The 13,524-nt window shown below is 63.2% G+C and carries 15 protein-coding genes; 9 read left to right on the forward strand and 6 right to left on the reverse strand.

Annotated features, from left to right (window positions below; translation table 11 throughout):
* The 3 genes from JWS14_RS38155 to JWS14_RS38165 all read left to right on the forward strand — a co-directional run bounded on the left by JWS14_RS38155 (window position 1) and on the right by JWS14_RS38165 (window position 3,246).
* Window positions 1-1,197: a CaiB/BaiF CoA transferase family protein gene (locus JWS14_RS38155; protein ID WP_206015469.1), complete on the forward strand. Its 1,197-nt coding sequence runs from the start codon at window positions 1-3 to the stop codon at window positions 1,195-1,197.
* Window positions 1,194-2,063, forward strand: a complete 870-nt coding sequence (locus tag JWS14_RS38160) for an enoyl-CoA hydratase (RefSeq protein WP_206015470.1) — start codon at window positions 1,194-1,196, stop codon at window positions 2,061-2,063. The genes JWS14_RS38155 and JWS14_RS38160 overlap by 4 nt, the downstream gene beginning before the upstream one ends.
* 73 nt (window positions 2,064-2,136) lie before the next feature.
* A complete protein-coding gene (locus tag JWS14_RS38165) occupies window positions 2,137-3,246 on the forward strand; it encodes a tartrate dehydrogenase (protein ID WP_241031569.1) in 1,110 nt (369 codons plus the stop codon).
* A 226-nt stretch (window positions 3,247-3,472) separates the two neighbouring features.
* Here JWS14_RS38165 and JWS14_RS38170 read toward each other — a convergent pair whose 3' ends face one another.
* Window positions 3,473-3,976: a DinB family protein gene (locus tag JWS14_RS38170; protein WP_072948677.1), complete on the reverse strand. Its 504-nt coding sequence runs from the start codon at window positions 3,974-3,976 to the stop codon at window positions 3,473-3,475.
* Window positions 3,977-4,592: 616 nt separating this feature from the next.
* Window positions 4,593-5,810 carry an MFS transporter gene (locus tag JWS14_RS38175; RefSeq protein ID WP_206015471.1) on the reverse strand — a complete coding sequence of 406 codons (1,218 nt, stop codon included), beginning with the start codon at window positions 5,808-5,810 and terminating at the stop codon, window positions 4,593-4,595.
* A gap of 91 nt (window positions 5,811-5,901) precedes the next feature.
* Between JWS14_RS38175 and JWS14_RS38180 the strand changes: the two genes are divergently transcribed.
* Complete coding sequence (locus JWS14_RS38180; RefSeq protein ID WP_072948679.1) at window positions 5,902-6,471, forward strand: TetR/AcrR family transcriptional regulator; 570 nt, start codon at window positions 5,902-5,904, stop codon at window positions 6,469-6,471.
* Between the two features lie 111 nt (window positions 6,472-6,582).
* Here JWS14_RS38180 and JWS14_RS38185 read toward each other — a convergent pair whose 3' ends face one another.
* Entirely contained in the window at window positions 6,583-7,860 is a 1,278-nt protein-coding gene (locus tag JWS14_RS38185) for a PucR family transcriptional regulator (protein ID WP_206015472.1), read from the reverse strand.
* 351 nt (window positions 7,861-8,211) lie between these two features.
* Between JWS14_RS38185 and JWS14_RS38190 the strand changes: the two genes are divergently transcribed.
* The gene (locus tag JWS14_RS38190) at window positions 8,212-8,508 is read left to right on the forward strand and encodes an antibiotic biosynthesis monooxygenase family protein (RefSeq protein ID WP_072948680.1); all 297 of its coding nucleotides are present in this window, start codon (window positions 8,212-8,214) and stop codon (window positions 8,506-8,508) included.
* A 123-nt stretch (window positions 8,509-8,631) separates the two neighbouring features.
* Window positions 8,632-9,408, forward strand: a complete 777-nt coding sequence (locus JWS14_RS38195) for a GMC family oxidoreductase N-terminal domain-containing protein (RefSeq protein WP_206015473.1) — start codon at window positions 8,632-8,634, stop codon at window positions 9,406-9,408.
* A gap of 15 nt (window positions 9,409-9,423) precedes the next feature.
* Here the strand turns inward: JWS14_RS38195 and JWS14_RS38200 are convergent, their stop codons facing one another.
* Window positions 9,424-10,239, reverse strand: a complete 816-nt coding sequence (locus tag JWS14_RS38200; RefSeq protein ID WP_206016266.1) for an IS5 family transposase — start codon at window positions 10,237-10,239, stop codon at window positions 9,424-9,426.
* Window positions 10,240-10,404: 165 nt separating this feature from the next.
* Between JWS14_RS38200 and JWS14_RS38205 the strand changes: the two genes are divergently transcribed.
* The 3 genes from JWS14_RS38205 to JWS14_RS38215 all read left to right on the forward strand — a co-directional run bounded on the left by JWS14_RS38205 (window position 10,405) and on the right by JWS14_RS38215 (window position 12,234).
* Entirely contained in the window at window positions 10,405-10,743 is a 339-nt protein-coding gene (locus tag JWS14_RS38205; protein ID WP_259376107.1) for a GMC family oxidoreductase N-terminal domain-containing protein, read from the forward strand.
* Window positions 10,744-10,902: 159 nt separating this feature from the next.
* The gene (locus JWS14_RS38210; protein WP_206015475.1) at window positions 10,903-11,469 is read left to right on the forward strand and encodes a GMC oxidoreductase; all 567 of its coding nucleotides are present in this window, start codon (window positions 10,903-10,905) and stop codon (window positions 11,467-11,469) included.
* Window positions 11,470-11,535: 66 nt separating this feature from the next.
* Window positions 11,536-12,234: a type 1 glutamine amidotransferase domain-containing protein gene (locus JWS14_RS38215; protein WP_072948683.1), complete on the forward strand. Its 699-nt coding sequence runs from the start codon at window positions 11,536-11,538 to the stop codon at window positions 12,232-12,234.
* A gap of 67 nt (window positions 12,235-12,301) precedes the next feature.
* On the opposite strand, the gene JWS14_RS38220 is transcribed toward JWS14_RS38215, so the two are convergent.
* Complete coding sequence (locus JWS14_RS38220) at window positions 12,302-12,997, reverse strand: type 1 glutamine amidotransferase domain-containing protein (RefSeq protein ID WP_206015476.1); 696 nt, start codon at window positions 12,995-12,997, stop codon at window positions 12,302-12,304.
* Between the two features lie 33 nt (window positions 12,998-13,030).
* On the reverse strand, window positions 13,031-13,507 hold the full coding sequence (locus JWS14_RS38225) for a MarR family winged helix-turn-helix transcriptional regulator (RefSeq protein WP_072948687.1): 477 nt from the start codon (window positions 13,505-13,507) through the stop codon (window positions 13,031-13,033).
* Window positions 13,508-13,524: the final 17 nt, after the last annotated feature.

Consider the following 13,524-nt stretch of genomic DNA (forward strand, 5'->3'; position numbering starts at 1 on the left):
ATGGCAATCCATGACCCCGCCCATGCGGCGTCGCAGCAGCTACCGTTGACCGGCTTGAAAGTCTTGGACCTGTCGCATTTCCTCGCGGGACCATACGCGACGATGCTGCTCGGCGACCTCGGTGCCGAGATCATCAAAATCGAGCCCCCGACAGGCGATCCCGTTCGGGGCATCCCTCCTCACGAGATCGACGGCGCCAGCACCTTCTTCTTCAGCGTCAACCGCAACAAGCAGAGCGTCGTCCTCGATTTGAAAGCACCGGAGGGCAGAGAAGCGTTTCTCGGTCTCGTCGAATCGGCGGACGTCGTATGTCACAACTTCCGGCCGGGCGTCCTCGAACGACTCGGTATCGACTTCACATCGCTGCACGCCCGAAACCCGGCCATTGTGTTGTGTTCGATCTACGGATTCGACAACGAGGGGCGGTTCGCGGACTACCCAGCGGTGGACAGCTTGGTACAAGCACTCAGCGGGGTCATGGCCCTGACCGGCGAGGCCGACGGCCCGCCGGCGCGGGTCGGATATCAAATCGGCGACACCGCCGGAGGTCTGTTCGCGGCCGTCGCGATCCTCGCCGGAGTCCACGGACGACGCATCGATGGGCAGGGCCGCCACGTCGAGATCTCCCTGCTCGATGCCCAACTGAGCCTGCTCGTGTGGCAAGCGCAGGACTACCTCACCCACGACATCGTCTACGAAAGAATGGGGACCCGGCACGCGACCTTGCCGCCGAGCCAGGCATTCGAGTGCGGCGACGGCCGCTACGTATACGCCACCCCCAGCGCCATCCCACGATGGTGGACCGGCTATTGCCGAGCGATCGGGGAACCGTGGCTCGAAACAGACCCACGATTCGCGGATCTCGCTTCCCGCCAGACAAACAGGAAACAACTCGAGGAGATTCTCGGTAAGAAGTTCCTCTCCGAAACGTCCGAGCATTGGGTGACTGAATTCCACAGTCAGGGTGTGCCGGTCGCGCTGGTGCAGTCGATCGCAGAAGCCTTCGACTTCCCAACTGTGAGGCGGCGGGACATGGTTGTCGAGGTCGACCTCGCCGATGGATCCACCGCCAGAATGGTCGGCAACCCCATCAAGACAGGTGCCGCGGGCATCTTCCGGGCACCCCCTCGTCTCGGGGAGCACACCGCTGACGTACTCGGTGCCACCACGTCCACAACTGAAGAGGCAATCGGATGACACACATCGATCACACTGACCTCGTCCACTATGAACGAGCGGGCAAGGTCGTGACCATCACGCTCAATCGGCCCGAAGTACGCAACGCACAGAACGGAAAACTCCTCTACGCACTGGATGAGGCATTCCAGCGATTCGCCTATGACGACGAGGCCGCCGTCGCGATCCTGGCCGGCAACGGACCGCACTTTTCCTCCGGCCACGACCTCGGACCGACCGGCGACCGTGATACGAGTTTCGACAGGCGCACCCTGTGGTGGGATCACGTCGGACAGGCAGGAGTAGAGAATCGATTCGCACGGGAGTCGGAACTGTATGTGGGACTGTGCCGTCGCTGGCGAGAACTGCCCAAGCCGACGATCGCTGCCGTTCAAGGCGCTTGCATCATGGGCGGGCTGATGGTGGCGTGGTCGTGCGACTTGATCGTCGCCAGCAGCGACGCGTATTTCGCCGACGCTGCCGTCGACTTCGGAATTCCCGGTGTGGAGATGTTCGGACATCCGTGGGAGCTCGGTCCCCGGCGGGCGAAGGAATTTCTCTTCACCGCCGAGCGATTGACCGCGGTCGAGGCCCACAAACTCGGTATGGTCAGTCGTGTCGTCGAACGAGACGACTTGATGGATACCGCTATGACCTTGGCGCACCGGATTGCGCAGCGACCCCGCCTCGGCCTCGCGCTCGCGAAGCAAGCGGTCAACCAGTGTGAAGACCTGATGGGCTACCGCAGCGGAACCGACTCGGTCTTCGGACTGCACCAACTCGCCCATGCGCACAATGCCGAGACCAGCGGAGATTTCAACGGTGGCGGCTCCCCCCAGATCGTCAAACGAGCTCTTGCGGGCGAGACCGCGGGGACCGCATCGTGACGACAGGTACGCGGTACATCCAGAATCGATCACATCACCGGAAGATTGCACTCATGACAGGACGACCTACGCCGTGACCACCTTGCACCAGATCGCGGTGATACCGGGTGACGGTATCGGCCGCGAAGTCATCGAGCCGGCAATGGAAGTACTCGAGCAAGCAGCTCGGCAGTGGGACTTCAGCTTGGCTTGGACCACATACCCGTGGAGCTGCGCGTACTACACCGAGCACGGGCACATGATGCCCGGTGACGGGCTCGATCGACTTGCCGAAAGCGACGCCATCTTCCTGGGCGCCGTCGGCGATCCCTCCGTCGCCGACGACGTCTCGCTGTGGGGACTGCTCATCCCGATCCGGCGAGCGTTCGATCAATACGTGAACTTGCGGCCCCTGCGCCTGCTCCGAGGTATCGACAGTCCCCTCGAGAGCCTCGGCGGTGCCGTCGACCTCCTTGTCGTGCGCGAGAACAGCGAGGGGGAGTACTCCGAAGCCGGCGGTCGACTCTTCGCCGGCACGTCGATGGAAACCGCGATCCAGGAATCGGTGTTTACCCGCCGCGGCATCGAACGCATCATGCGCTATGCGTTCGATCGAGCCGAGGAGAGAACGGGGCGGCTCGTTTCGGCGACGAAATCGAACGGCATCATTCACACGATGCCGCTGTGGGATCAGATCTGTGGCGAAATTGGTTCCGAGCGCCCTCGCATCACGGTCGACAGCTACCACATCGACGCCCTCGCCGCGTACTTCGTGCAGCGGCCTGAGACACTCGATGTTGTGGTCGCGTCCAATCTTTTCGGCGATATCCTGAGCGATTTGGGAGCGGCGATCGTCGGAGGAATCGGCTTGGCCCCCTCCGCGAACGTGAACCCCGACCGCACGTACCCCTCGATGTTCGAACCAGTGCACGGTTCCGCGCCTGACATCGCGAATCTCGGTGTAGCGAATCCCATCGGCCAAATTTGGACCGGAGCATTGATGCTCGAACACCTCGGGCATCCTGAAGCCGGTGCCGCCGTGGTAGCGGCGCTCGAGGATGTTCTTGCGGACAGCGATATCCGTACGCAGGACCTTGGCGGATCGGCCAGCACTGCTGAGTTCACAAGAGCCGTGCTGGATGCATTGCGGAGCAAGCGGCCGGCGTTTGTGAACCACGCCGACGAGGCCGGCCCATTCGCCTAGGGAATGCACGAACCGCTGTTCATTGCATTGCAGCGCAGGATGTCTCATGTGGTCCCGCCCCGGCACCGCCGTGCGTCGCACGTGGTAGCGGAGGTCGGTGCTGTGACAAGGGAGATTGACAAACACTCGAGGTCGAGGTGATCGACCTCGAGTGTTTACCCAATGGACGATGGCGCGCAGATGGGCGGCAGTATGCGGACAGCATCCTCTTGGTAGCGCCGAAGTGTCACGAACTCTGCTGCAGTAGTGAGGGGGTGGAAATTTGTTCGCGGAGGATGTCTCCATGACCTGCGTGTCTGGCGAACTCTTGGATCATGGCGAGCAATGTCCATCGCATGCTGACGGTTCCCTCGCGGGGATTGTCCTTGGTGGCGTCGAGATCGAAGCCGGACGCGATCACTCGTGATCGTTCGCTTGCCCGCTCGAACTCGGCGATGACGTCGGTAAGCGATTCGTCGTCGGCGACGGCGAAGGTACGTTCATCGCGGCGCGAGTATCCATCGCATTCGGATTCGTCGAGGCCCGCCCAGAATCGTTGAAACCAGATCCGTTCCGCGGCAGCGGCATGCTTGATCAATGAGATCGGTGTCGTCAACGACGCGACGAGTCGACGGCGGGCATCGGCATCGGATAGGCCGCGTGTGGTCTCGATAAGTGCTTCACGATTGCGGTCGAGCATGTTCTCGATGATCGCGCGCTCGGTACCGTTGGTGATTCCGTGGGTGCTCATGCTTTCACTCCATTCTGTTGTGTGTTTGATGCCCGGCTCGTGCGATTTTGGGTCGGTCGGGCTGAATGACAGCAGGCGCGGTGCGGCGATCGATCTCGGATGAGGGACGAAATGTCCGGCGCCGGGAACGACCCGGAGAGGAAGAAGGGAATTCGATCCGCTCGCCGCACGAGGCGCGGTTGGGAAGCGGCAGGCGGGTCGGCGTCAACACTGTCGCCCAGGTCCGTCAGGATCCGTTGCCGTCTGGGCCGAGCATATCGCAGCGCCTGTCTCTCGTGGGCAGGGTATTCCGCTTGATCCGTCCTATGTCTGGTGCGTGGAGCAGCGGAGTGTCGAGGGATACGGGGGTGGTGGAGGTTGGCGTGAAGCAGCGCACGAAGTGCAAGTGTGCGGGCGCACGTGGTGGGTGACGGGTCCGGTCTCGCCGGTCGGGGCGTTGTGGAAGGGGACACTCCGCAGTCGCTATTGAATTACGTGCTTGATCGTTTGACCTGCGCTGGCTCGCTGTGCTCGTTTGCGCTACGAGTTTCGATGGAACGGTCGTACATCGGGTGATCTCGATCGTTCTCGGCATGATCCGGCGTGCATTCCTGTACCGAGCCGTGCGGACCGAAAGTTACTGTCGCCGGGCAGGTCCAGGGACGAGACCGGTGATCAGGGCGGCAAGCGCCATCGTGACGAGGACCGCGCCGTAGACGAGTTCGGTCTGCAGTAAGCCGAACGGTGCGACCATGCGGCCGGCGATGATGGCTGGAATGCTGAATGATAGATAGCTGACGACATACAGCGCCGCAAACAACTCGGCACGCTGGTGGGGTTGCACGAGTGGGCTGAGGCATTGAATGCTGCCGGAGAAGGCGGACCCGAAGCCGACGCCGGCCACTGCGGTGCCGATGAAGAACACGGGGCCGGAGCCGAAGACGACGCCGGACATTGCGATTGTCACTCCCGCCGCCAGCGCACCTGCACCGATGAGCGTGGTGGTTCGGCTGTCACGTTTGCGCAGAATGATGGGGGCCAGTGCGCCCACTCCGTTGAGAACGGCGATGGCAACCCCGCTGGCGAGTCCTGCGTGGATGTGCAGAATCTCGGTCATCGTCGACGGGATCAGGGAGAGGTAGAGACCTCCGAGCATCCACACGCTGATGATGGCCGGGACGCTGGCGAGAAAGACCGTGCGGGCCGCGGGTGGAATCGACACTCGGGGGATGAGCGAGGTGAGGGCGCCCGGGCGCGGTGTAGCCGATTCGGGGATGAAGAAGGTCAGCACGCTGGCGACGGCGAAGAACACGGCGAGTGGGATGAAGGTCGACAGCACCGGCGTGTCGGAGAACTGAAGGATCAACCCGGAACTGAGCGCGCCGAGCGCGAGGCCGGCAAGTGGCGAGACGCTGCCCAGCATGGCTCCGATGTGCTTCTTGTCCGGTGGGGCTGCCTCGACGATCGCCGCGGTCAGGGCGCCGGTGACGATGCCCGTCGCGAGTCCCTGCACGATTCGTGCGGCGATGATCCAGTGGACGTCATCGGCCGCGACGAACATGGCCATGGCGCCGACCTGTACGAGAATGCCGGTGACGACGACTGGTTTTCGTCCGATGTGGTCGGACACGGCACCGGCCGTCAACAGTGCGACCAGCAACGCGATCGCGTACACGGCGAAGATGATGGTGAGGGTGGACGCGCCCAGGGACCAGCGGTTCTGGAAGACGACGAACAGCGGCGAGGGAGCGCTCGCTGCGAAGAAGAACGCGAGCAGTTCCACGCTCAACAGCGGCAGGGCGAGGACTCCGGAAGTTCGTGCGGTGCGCTCGCGCGTGTGGATGGAGGTGGACATCCCTCTCCTTAAGGCGAAGATATGTGCATTAAGGATGACCCTAGATCGCATCGAACCCTTAAAGCAAACTACTGTGCGTTAAAGTAGCCTCATGTCGTCCGATTCTGTTCCCACCCGCCGCACCGGCGGCCGAAGCGCACTGGTCATCGCGGCGGTACGCGACGCCGTCGAGGATCTGATCGCCGAGAGCGGCGCGGACAAGGTCACCGTGCCGGCTGTCGCTGCTCGTGCGGGCGTGAGCCCCTCGAGCATCTACCGACGATGGGGGGACGTCGGAAGTCTCGTGGCCGAGGTTGCAACACTGCGCTTGGACCCCGATCGGCCGCTCCCCGATACCGGGAACATCGGCGACGACCTGCGGGCGTGGGCACGGGAGTTGTACGGACACCTCGCTCGCCCGACGAAGGCGTCACTGTTGCGGGCCTCCGCCGTGCTCGCCGACGACGGCGAGACCAACTGCCTGGCATCGCGCCGAGACGAAGCGGAGCGACTCGTCGAGCGTGCGCACGCGCACGGTCAGTTCACTCCCAGTGTGCGGCAGATCATGGACCACCTCGTTGCCCCCATCATCTATCGCATCACCTTCGAACCCGACACCGTCGACGCCGGATTTCCGGAAACACTCGTCGCCGAACTGGATCGGATCACAGAAACGGGGTGATGCGAACGGTCCGCGGGCGATTTCGTGGTGCAGTACCAACCGAATTGGTACCCGGACAACAAACCGAACACACGATGGTGAAGCACCGGCAGCCGCTCTACCTCCGAGAGCTCAGGACTCGCGACCGGACGGACCACGCGGGGTGTCCTGGCGCGCGTGCGGGGTGAGCAACTTGACGGCGACGAGGAGATCCAGGACGTCGTCGAAGCGCCGAAGGTCCTTTCCGGTCCGCTCCGCGATACGGTCCAGCCGGTAGTAGGCGGTGTTGCCGTGGACATACAGTGTCTCGGCTGCCGCCTTCGCATTGAGGTTGGCCTTGGCATAGGCCTCCAGGGTGTCGATGTACACGCGATCGGCGGCAAGGTCGTCTTCCACGAAACGCCGGACTGCGGGATCGATGAGACGGCGCGCGGTGTCGTCGCGTTTGGTGATGAGGTATTCGAAACTTGTCAGATCGTTCAGCGGCTTGACGCCCGGGCTGTCGGACAACGCTTCGCGGGCGGTGACGGCTTCGCCGTAGGCCCGAGGCACTGCACCGAGACCGCGGTGCACCGTGCTGATGCCGATCGTGAGTTCGATGCGCTGTGCGCGCAAGGTGTCGAAGGCATGAGACAGGCTCTGGGTGACCGTGTCGCTGCTGCCGTCATCCGCCGGGAAGATCCCGATGAATTCCCCGTGCCGGAAGGCGATCAGGCCGCGGGTACGGGTGTGGTCTGCGCCCGTGACGCCCAACGCACGGACGATTGCCTGTCGGCTTCCCCCGTCCGAGGCCGCGAGACCGGAAGCGACAACGATCGCCGAGCCGAGTTCGAGTCCCGCGGTCCGCAGCGTCGCCTGCCGGGAACCCACGGTGGGAGTCTTGCCGGCGAGCAGGTCGTCGACGAGGTCCCGCGCCGCCCTGGCCGCGTCCGCGAGTAGGAACTGCTGCGCCTCCAGGTACCCTTCTGCGGCGATCGTGCTGCCCGCTTCGATCACGCCCATGATGAATTTGACGGAGTCGGTCGCCGCGGCCTGAAGGTCGGGGTGTTGCCGGGCGATTTCGAGGACGCTCTCCCAGAGGGTCGACTGGCTGATCCGGAACGCCTGGAGGAAGTCGGCGAGCGGAATCGACTGTGTCACCCGGCGCAGGGCGTGGTTTCCGGTGATCCGGAAATCGTCGCGCGACGGGAATCGGTCCTGCGCCAGACTGTGCGCGAAGGTGTCGAAGACATCGCGGCAGTGAGCTGCGACGTCCTCCCGCAAACCGGGATCGGCATTGTCCCGATAACTCGGCACCTGCTCGCAGATCCGTGTCGCGGCGAGTGCGGCTACCTCGTGCACGGTGTCCTCGACGTGCTGTGCGAGTTCGCACGTGAGGTTCTGTGCGTCGGAGTGCGGTCGGTCGACCACGGGCGTCACCCCTATCGAAGTGCCGAAGACGACGTGCGTCCCGGTACGACACCACACGCCATACCTGGGTGCCGTTCGGAATTGTGGATACCTCACACGCTAGCCCGGTGCTGCGGCGTCCGGTCGCATAAGGCCTTGGTGCCGGTCAACGTACCCGCGCCGGGATCACTGCCGGCGCCCAGGGTGTCGGGCGTGGATAGTGGCCCACATCGATGCCCGGCCGTTGTCGATCGTTCACAGGGCAGTCTGTGATTCGGGCACTGTGTCCGACCGGATCAGTCTGCCTATCGTGTCGGTGGTGCGTCCATCGGGCCACTGCACATGGGTGCTTGTCGATTCCCGAGGGGTGTCATGGTTCGCGAACTCGCACAAATCGATGTCGACGCCGGAACGGCCGACTCGTTCGAAGCGGCGGTCGGAAGAGCCGTTGCACTGTTCGACGCCACCGCAGGGTGTACGGGCATTCGCTTATACCGGTCTGTCGAGGTCCCGAACCGATATTGGTTGGTCGTGGAGTGGGGCACGATCGACCAGCACACCGAATTCCGGAACTCTCCCACGTTCGGGCACTGGCGTGTCCTGGTCGGGGAGTTCTTCGCCGCGAGTCCGGTCGTCGAACACCTCGACCAGGTCGTGCTCGGATTCTGAAAGTCCTGCTGGAGCCTCATCCTGCGCAGGCAGATCTGCGACATGAATCGACGACAGGGCGATCCGAGCGGCGAATAATGTGGCAGGAGGCACGCGCCGTGGAATCGTTCGACGGGAGCATCCATGAGTCTTACCGAGTCGGAATACGAGTTCGTGATCGTCGGGTCGGGTGCCGGTGGAGGCCCACTCGCGGCCAACCTCGCCGCCGCGGGACATCGAGTGCTCCTGCTCGAGGCTGGTGACGACCACTCCTGCGTCTACTACCAGGCGCCGATCTTCCATGCCCAGGCATCGGAGGACGAAGACATGCGCTGGGACTACTTCGTCCGTCACTATCGAGACGACCACGCGCAGGCCGAAGATCCGAAACATACGCCCGACCGCGACGGCGTTCTGTACCCGCGAGGCGGGACGCTCGGCGGGAGTACCGCAATCAGCGCCATGATCACCGTCTGTCCCCACAACAGCGACTGGGACCGGATAGCGACCACCGTCGGCGACGACTCGTGGCGTGCCGAACGGATGCGGCCTCTGTTCGAACGAATCGAGCGGTGGCGGGACCCGACGACACCCGGAGCGGACCCTCCGGAGAACAATCCCGCACGTCACGGCTACAGCGGGTGGCTGGGAACCACGCGTGCCGACCCTGAGGCCGGCGGCCGTGAACCCTACTTCCTCGACATCATCGACACCATGGACCAGGCATCCCGCGAGCACGAACCGCCCGACGAAGACTGGCGGGAACCCCCGCAGGATCCCAACGACTGGCGGGTCGTCAAGTCCGGAGGAACCGGGATGATATTCATCCCGGTCGCCGTCACCGACGGCGTCCGCAACGGGAGCCGCGAGCGAATCCTCGGCGCGCAACGCGACCATCCGCAGAACTTAGAGAGCGTCTGAGAACTCCCGTTCGTGTCACGCTGTGCGGGCGAGTCGGCGTGACATGGTCGCGATCATGGCGATGTAGACCATCGCTTCGTGATGGTCGGGCCGCGTCTCGTAGTCACGGACACAGCGTCGGTGTTTGCAGATCCAGGCGAAGGTTCGCTCGACTACCCAACGCCGGGGAAGAACCTTGAACCCTTTGACACCGTCGGTTCGCTTGACGACCTGAACTGTCAGGGACACAACCCGTTTCGACCATTCGATCAGCCGACCGGCATAGCCGCCGTCCGCCCACACCAGGCTGATCGTCGAGAATCGGGCACGCAACGCGGCCAGCAGTCGGATGGCACCGTCGCGGTCTTGAATCCCGGCCATGGTTACCACGACCGCCAGTAGCAACCCGTTGGTGTCGACCGCGATATGACGTTTGCGGCCGTTGATCTTCTTGCCCGCGTCGTATCCCCGGCTCGACCGGGCAACGGTGTCGGCGCCCTGCACCGACTGGGAGTCGATGATCGCCGCGGACGGCAGCGGTTTCCGGCCGCCGTGGACCCGCGCCCGATCACGTAACGCGTCGTGGATCCGCTGCCATACTCCCGCGCGGACCCAGCGGGCGAAGATCGCGTACACCGTGGTCGCGGGCGGGAACTCCGACGGCAACTGCCGCCAGGCGATCCCACCTCGAACGACATAGAAGATTGCATCGAGTACGAGACGGCGGCAGTGTTTTTCGGGTCGGCCACCGCTGCCGGTGGTGTTGCCGGGTGGAGGCAGCAGTGGTTCGAGAATCGCCCATTGAGCGTCGGTCACCGAGGATGAAGAGTACACCGCGCACCGATGCCCGATCCCCGGATCCGGGGTAGGGCATGACGGACACAGTGCGATGAGCGATGATGGCAAGTGAACTCCTGGTCGGGTCGTGGCGTAAGCACCTACTGACCTACCAGGAGTTCACCCATTCCTCACCAGTCACACGCCGATCATCCCGAGTTTTCAGATGCGCTCTTACACATCGAATATTCGGCACTCGCCACCAAGATCGTGTTCGACGGAACGAGAGCCGTCGGCGTCGAATACATACGTGGGCGGCACGTGTACCGCGCCGACCCCCGAGCGAGACAGACGGACGGAACCTCTATCGCACCGCGCCGGATTGCGACCGCCACCGCCGAAGTGATCATCTGCGCGGGCGCGTTCAATACTCCCCAGCTCCTCAAACTCTCAGGGATCGGACCACGCGCCGAACTCGAATCGTTCGGAATCGACGTGGTAGTCGACCTGCCCGGAGTCGGGGAGAACCTCCAGGATCGATACGAGATCACCGTTGTCGACGAAACAGCCCACAACTAGCCCATTTTCGAGGGTTCGACCCTGGATGCGCCCAAACGTGGAGAGCACCCTGATGGCCTCTTCACCGAGTGGCGCGACAAACTCACCGGGCCCTACACGACCAATGGCACTCTCGCCGCATACGTCAAACGGTCGAGCAGTGCCCACGACGACCCCGACTTGTTCGTCTTCTCGCTACCGGTGTTCTTCCGCGGCTACTACCCGGGTTACTCGAGCGATTTCACGAAGAGTCACAACAGCATTTCGTGGGTCGTTCTCAAAGCACACACGAACAACACCGCCGGCAGCGTCCAATTGCGGTCCCCTGACCCCTTCGACACCCCGGACATCTGTTTCAACTATTTCGCCGAAGGAAGCGACGACGGCGGCGACGACCTGGCCGCGGTGGTCGACGGTGTCGAATTCGCACGCGCCTTGAGTGCCCGACTGCGCGGATTCGTCGCACACGAGGTTCTACCCGGTCCCAGCGTCCGCACGAGGGAGGAGATAGGTAACTACATTCGGCAACAGGCGTGGGGCCATCACGCGTCCTGCTCGTGCAAGATCGGGGCCGACGACGACCCGATGGCTGTTCTGGACGGACGGTTTCGGGTGCGCGGAGTCGAGGGACTCCGCGTTGTCGATGCATCGGTATTTCCCCGCATCCCTGGCTTCTTCATCGCCGCGGCGGTATGGATGGTGTCGGAGAAGGCATCCGACACCATCCTCGCCGAGTACTCCGGATAGCCGCGTTGCATCGCGCTCCACGCCCACCACTGTGAATTTTGTTTTCCGCGAGAGAAGGCGTACAACATGTCGGAATCGACTCGAATCCTGGTCATCGTGACCAACGCAGGGCAATACGAGAAGGTCGGCTACCGCACGGGGTTATGGCTGGGAGAACTGACGCATTTCTACGATTACGTCACCGATCACGGCTGTCAGGTGGACATTGCCAGCCCGGTAGGAGGATTCGTCCCCATCGATCCGGAAAGCCTCGCCCACGACGTCCTCGACGAACTCGGAACAGGCAAGCGGTACCGCGATCGCGAGTTCATGACTCTGCTCGACGATACGATGAAGGTTACCGACGTCGATGTAGGGGACTACGCCGCCATCTACTTCACCGGTGGGCACGGTGTCATGTTCGACTTCCGGGGTGACGCATTGGGTGCCGTGACGGCCAAGTTCTACGACACCGGCCGCGTCGTGTCCGCCGTCTGTCACGGCCCGGCCGGTCTGCTCAATGTGCCGCTCGGGAATGGGGATCCGCTGGTCAAGGGAAAGAATGTCACCGGATTTTCATGGCCGGAAGAAGAGGCGGCGCAGCGAGCCGATGCTGTCCCCTTCCGATTGCAGGACGAGCTGAAGAAATTGGGTGCCAACTACAGCATGGCCGACAAACCCTTCGAGACCTACGTCGTCGAAGACGGTCGCCTGATCACCGGGCAGAACCCCGGGAGTGCCCGCGCAGTCGCTGAAGCGGTCGTGAAGGCGCTTCAGTCAACCTGAAATCCGGCCACGCATCAAGCGGCCCACCGGCCAGGAGTCGCGACGGACTCCTGGCCGACGGCCACACTCAGCCGAGCTGGCGGATGACGGCCTCGCCGACCTTGCGGGCACTGTTTGGATTCTGCCCGGTGATCAGGTGGCCGTCCTCGACGACGAACGGGTCGAAGGGATTCGGTGCGAGGGTGAACCGAGCTCCGCGGCTGCGCAGTTCGTCTTCCAGACTGAACGGTACCGCGTCGCCTCGCTGTGCAAGTTCCTCCTCCTTCCACGTGAATCCTGTCACCGAGCGGTCTTTCACGAGGTATTCGTCGTCGCCGACTTTGACATTGAGCAAACCCGTCGGACCGTGGCACACCGCGGACACGATCTTCCCGGCCTCGTAGAACTGTGCGATCAGTTCAGCGAGTGTCCGGCTCTGCGGGAAGTCGAACATCACTCCATGTCCGCCGGCCAGGTAGATCGCGTCGAAGTCCGCCGCATCCACCTCGGCCACAGACATGGTCTTGTCGAGAAGATTCATGAAATCGCGATCCGCATACCGGTTTCCGGTTCCGAGATCGCCGAGGAAATCGTGGGACAGGCTCTCGGGGTCGATGGGAACGCGTCCGCCCGCAATGCTGGCGATCGTCAGTTCCAGTCCGGCCTCTTCGGCCACATCCCAGAAGTGCGTGAGTTCCCCGAGCCACAGACCGGTGCGGTAACCCACCTTTTCGTACTCGCCGATGCTGGTGACGATGACGAGAACCTTCGAACGAGTTGTCATGTGCTGTTCTTTCGTGTCGTGAGTTGAGTGTTGTCAGGTCAGGTCGTCGCGGGAACCACGTGCAACTCTGCCGAGTAGCGAACGGAATACAACTCGCTCGTCCGCGGCGAGCACGCGGAGGACGGACTCTTCGGCGATGCGCACATCGTGTTCGAGGGCGGCATGGTGAGCGGTTCCGCGGTCCGTCGGGACGATCTTGCGGGCACGACGGTCCGCCGGATCCTGTACTCGCTCGACGAGACCAGCTTCTACCAGGGCATCGATCACGTAGGTGATGACGGTGCGATCGATTCCGAGGTAATCGGCAAGTCCGATCTGGGTCGGCAATTCCTTGCGCAGCACGGTGTGCAGCAATTGGTAGCCCCGCGTGCCATGGGGGAGATCGGCAACAGCCGGCGCCACGAGATCACTGAAGTGGCGCTGAAGTGTGCTGACCGACCAACCCAGGTCGCAGTCGACGTCCGCGGCACTCCCCGGCAGACTCGGCGGTTCCCCCGATGAATTGACCATGGAACGAACTGTAGGAA

Origin of the sequence: Rhodococcus koreensis (assembly GCF_017068375.1) — a bacterium.
In the GTDB taxonomy this organism is placed as follows: Bacteria; Actinomycetota; Actinomycetes; order Mycobacteriales; family Mycobacteriaceae; genus Rhodococcus_F; species Rhodococcus_F koreensis.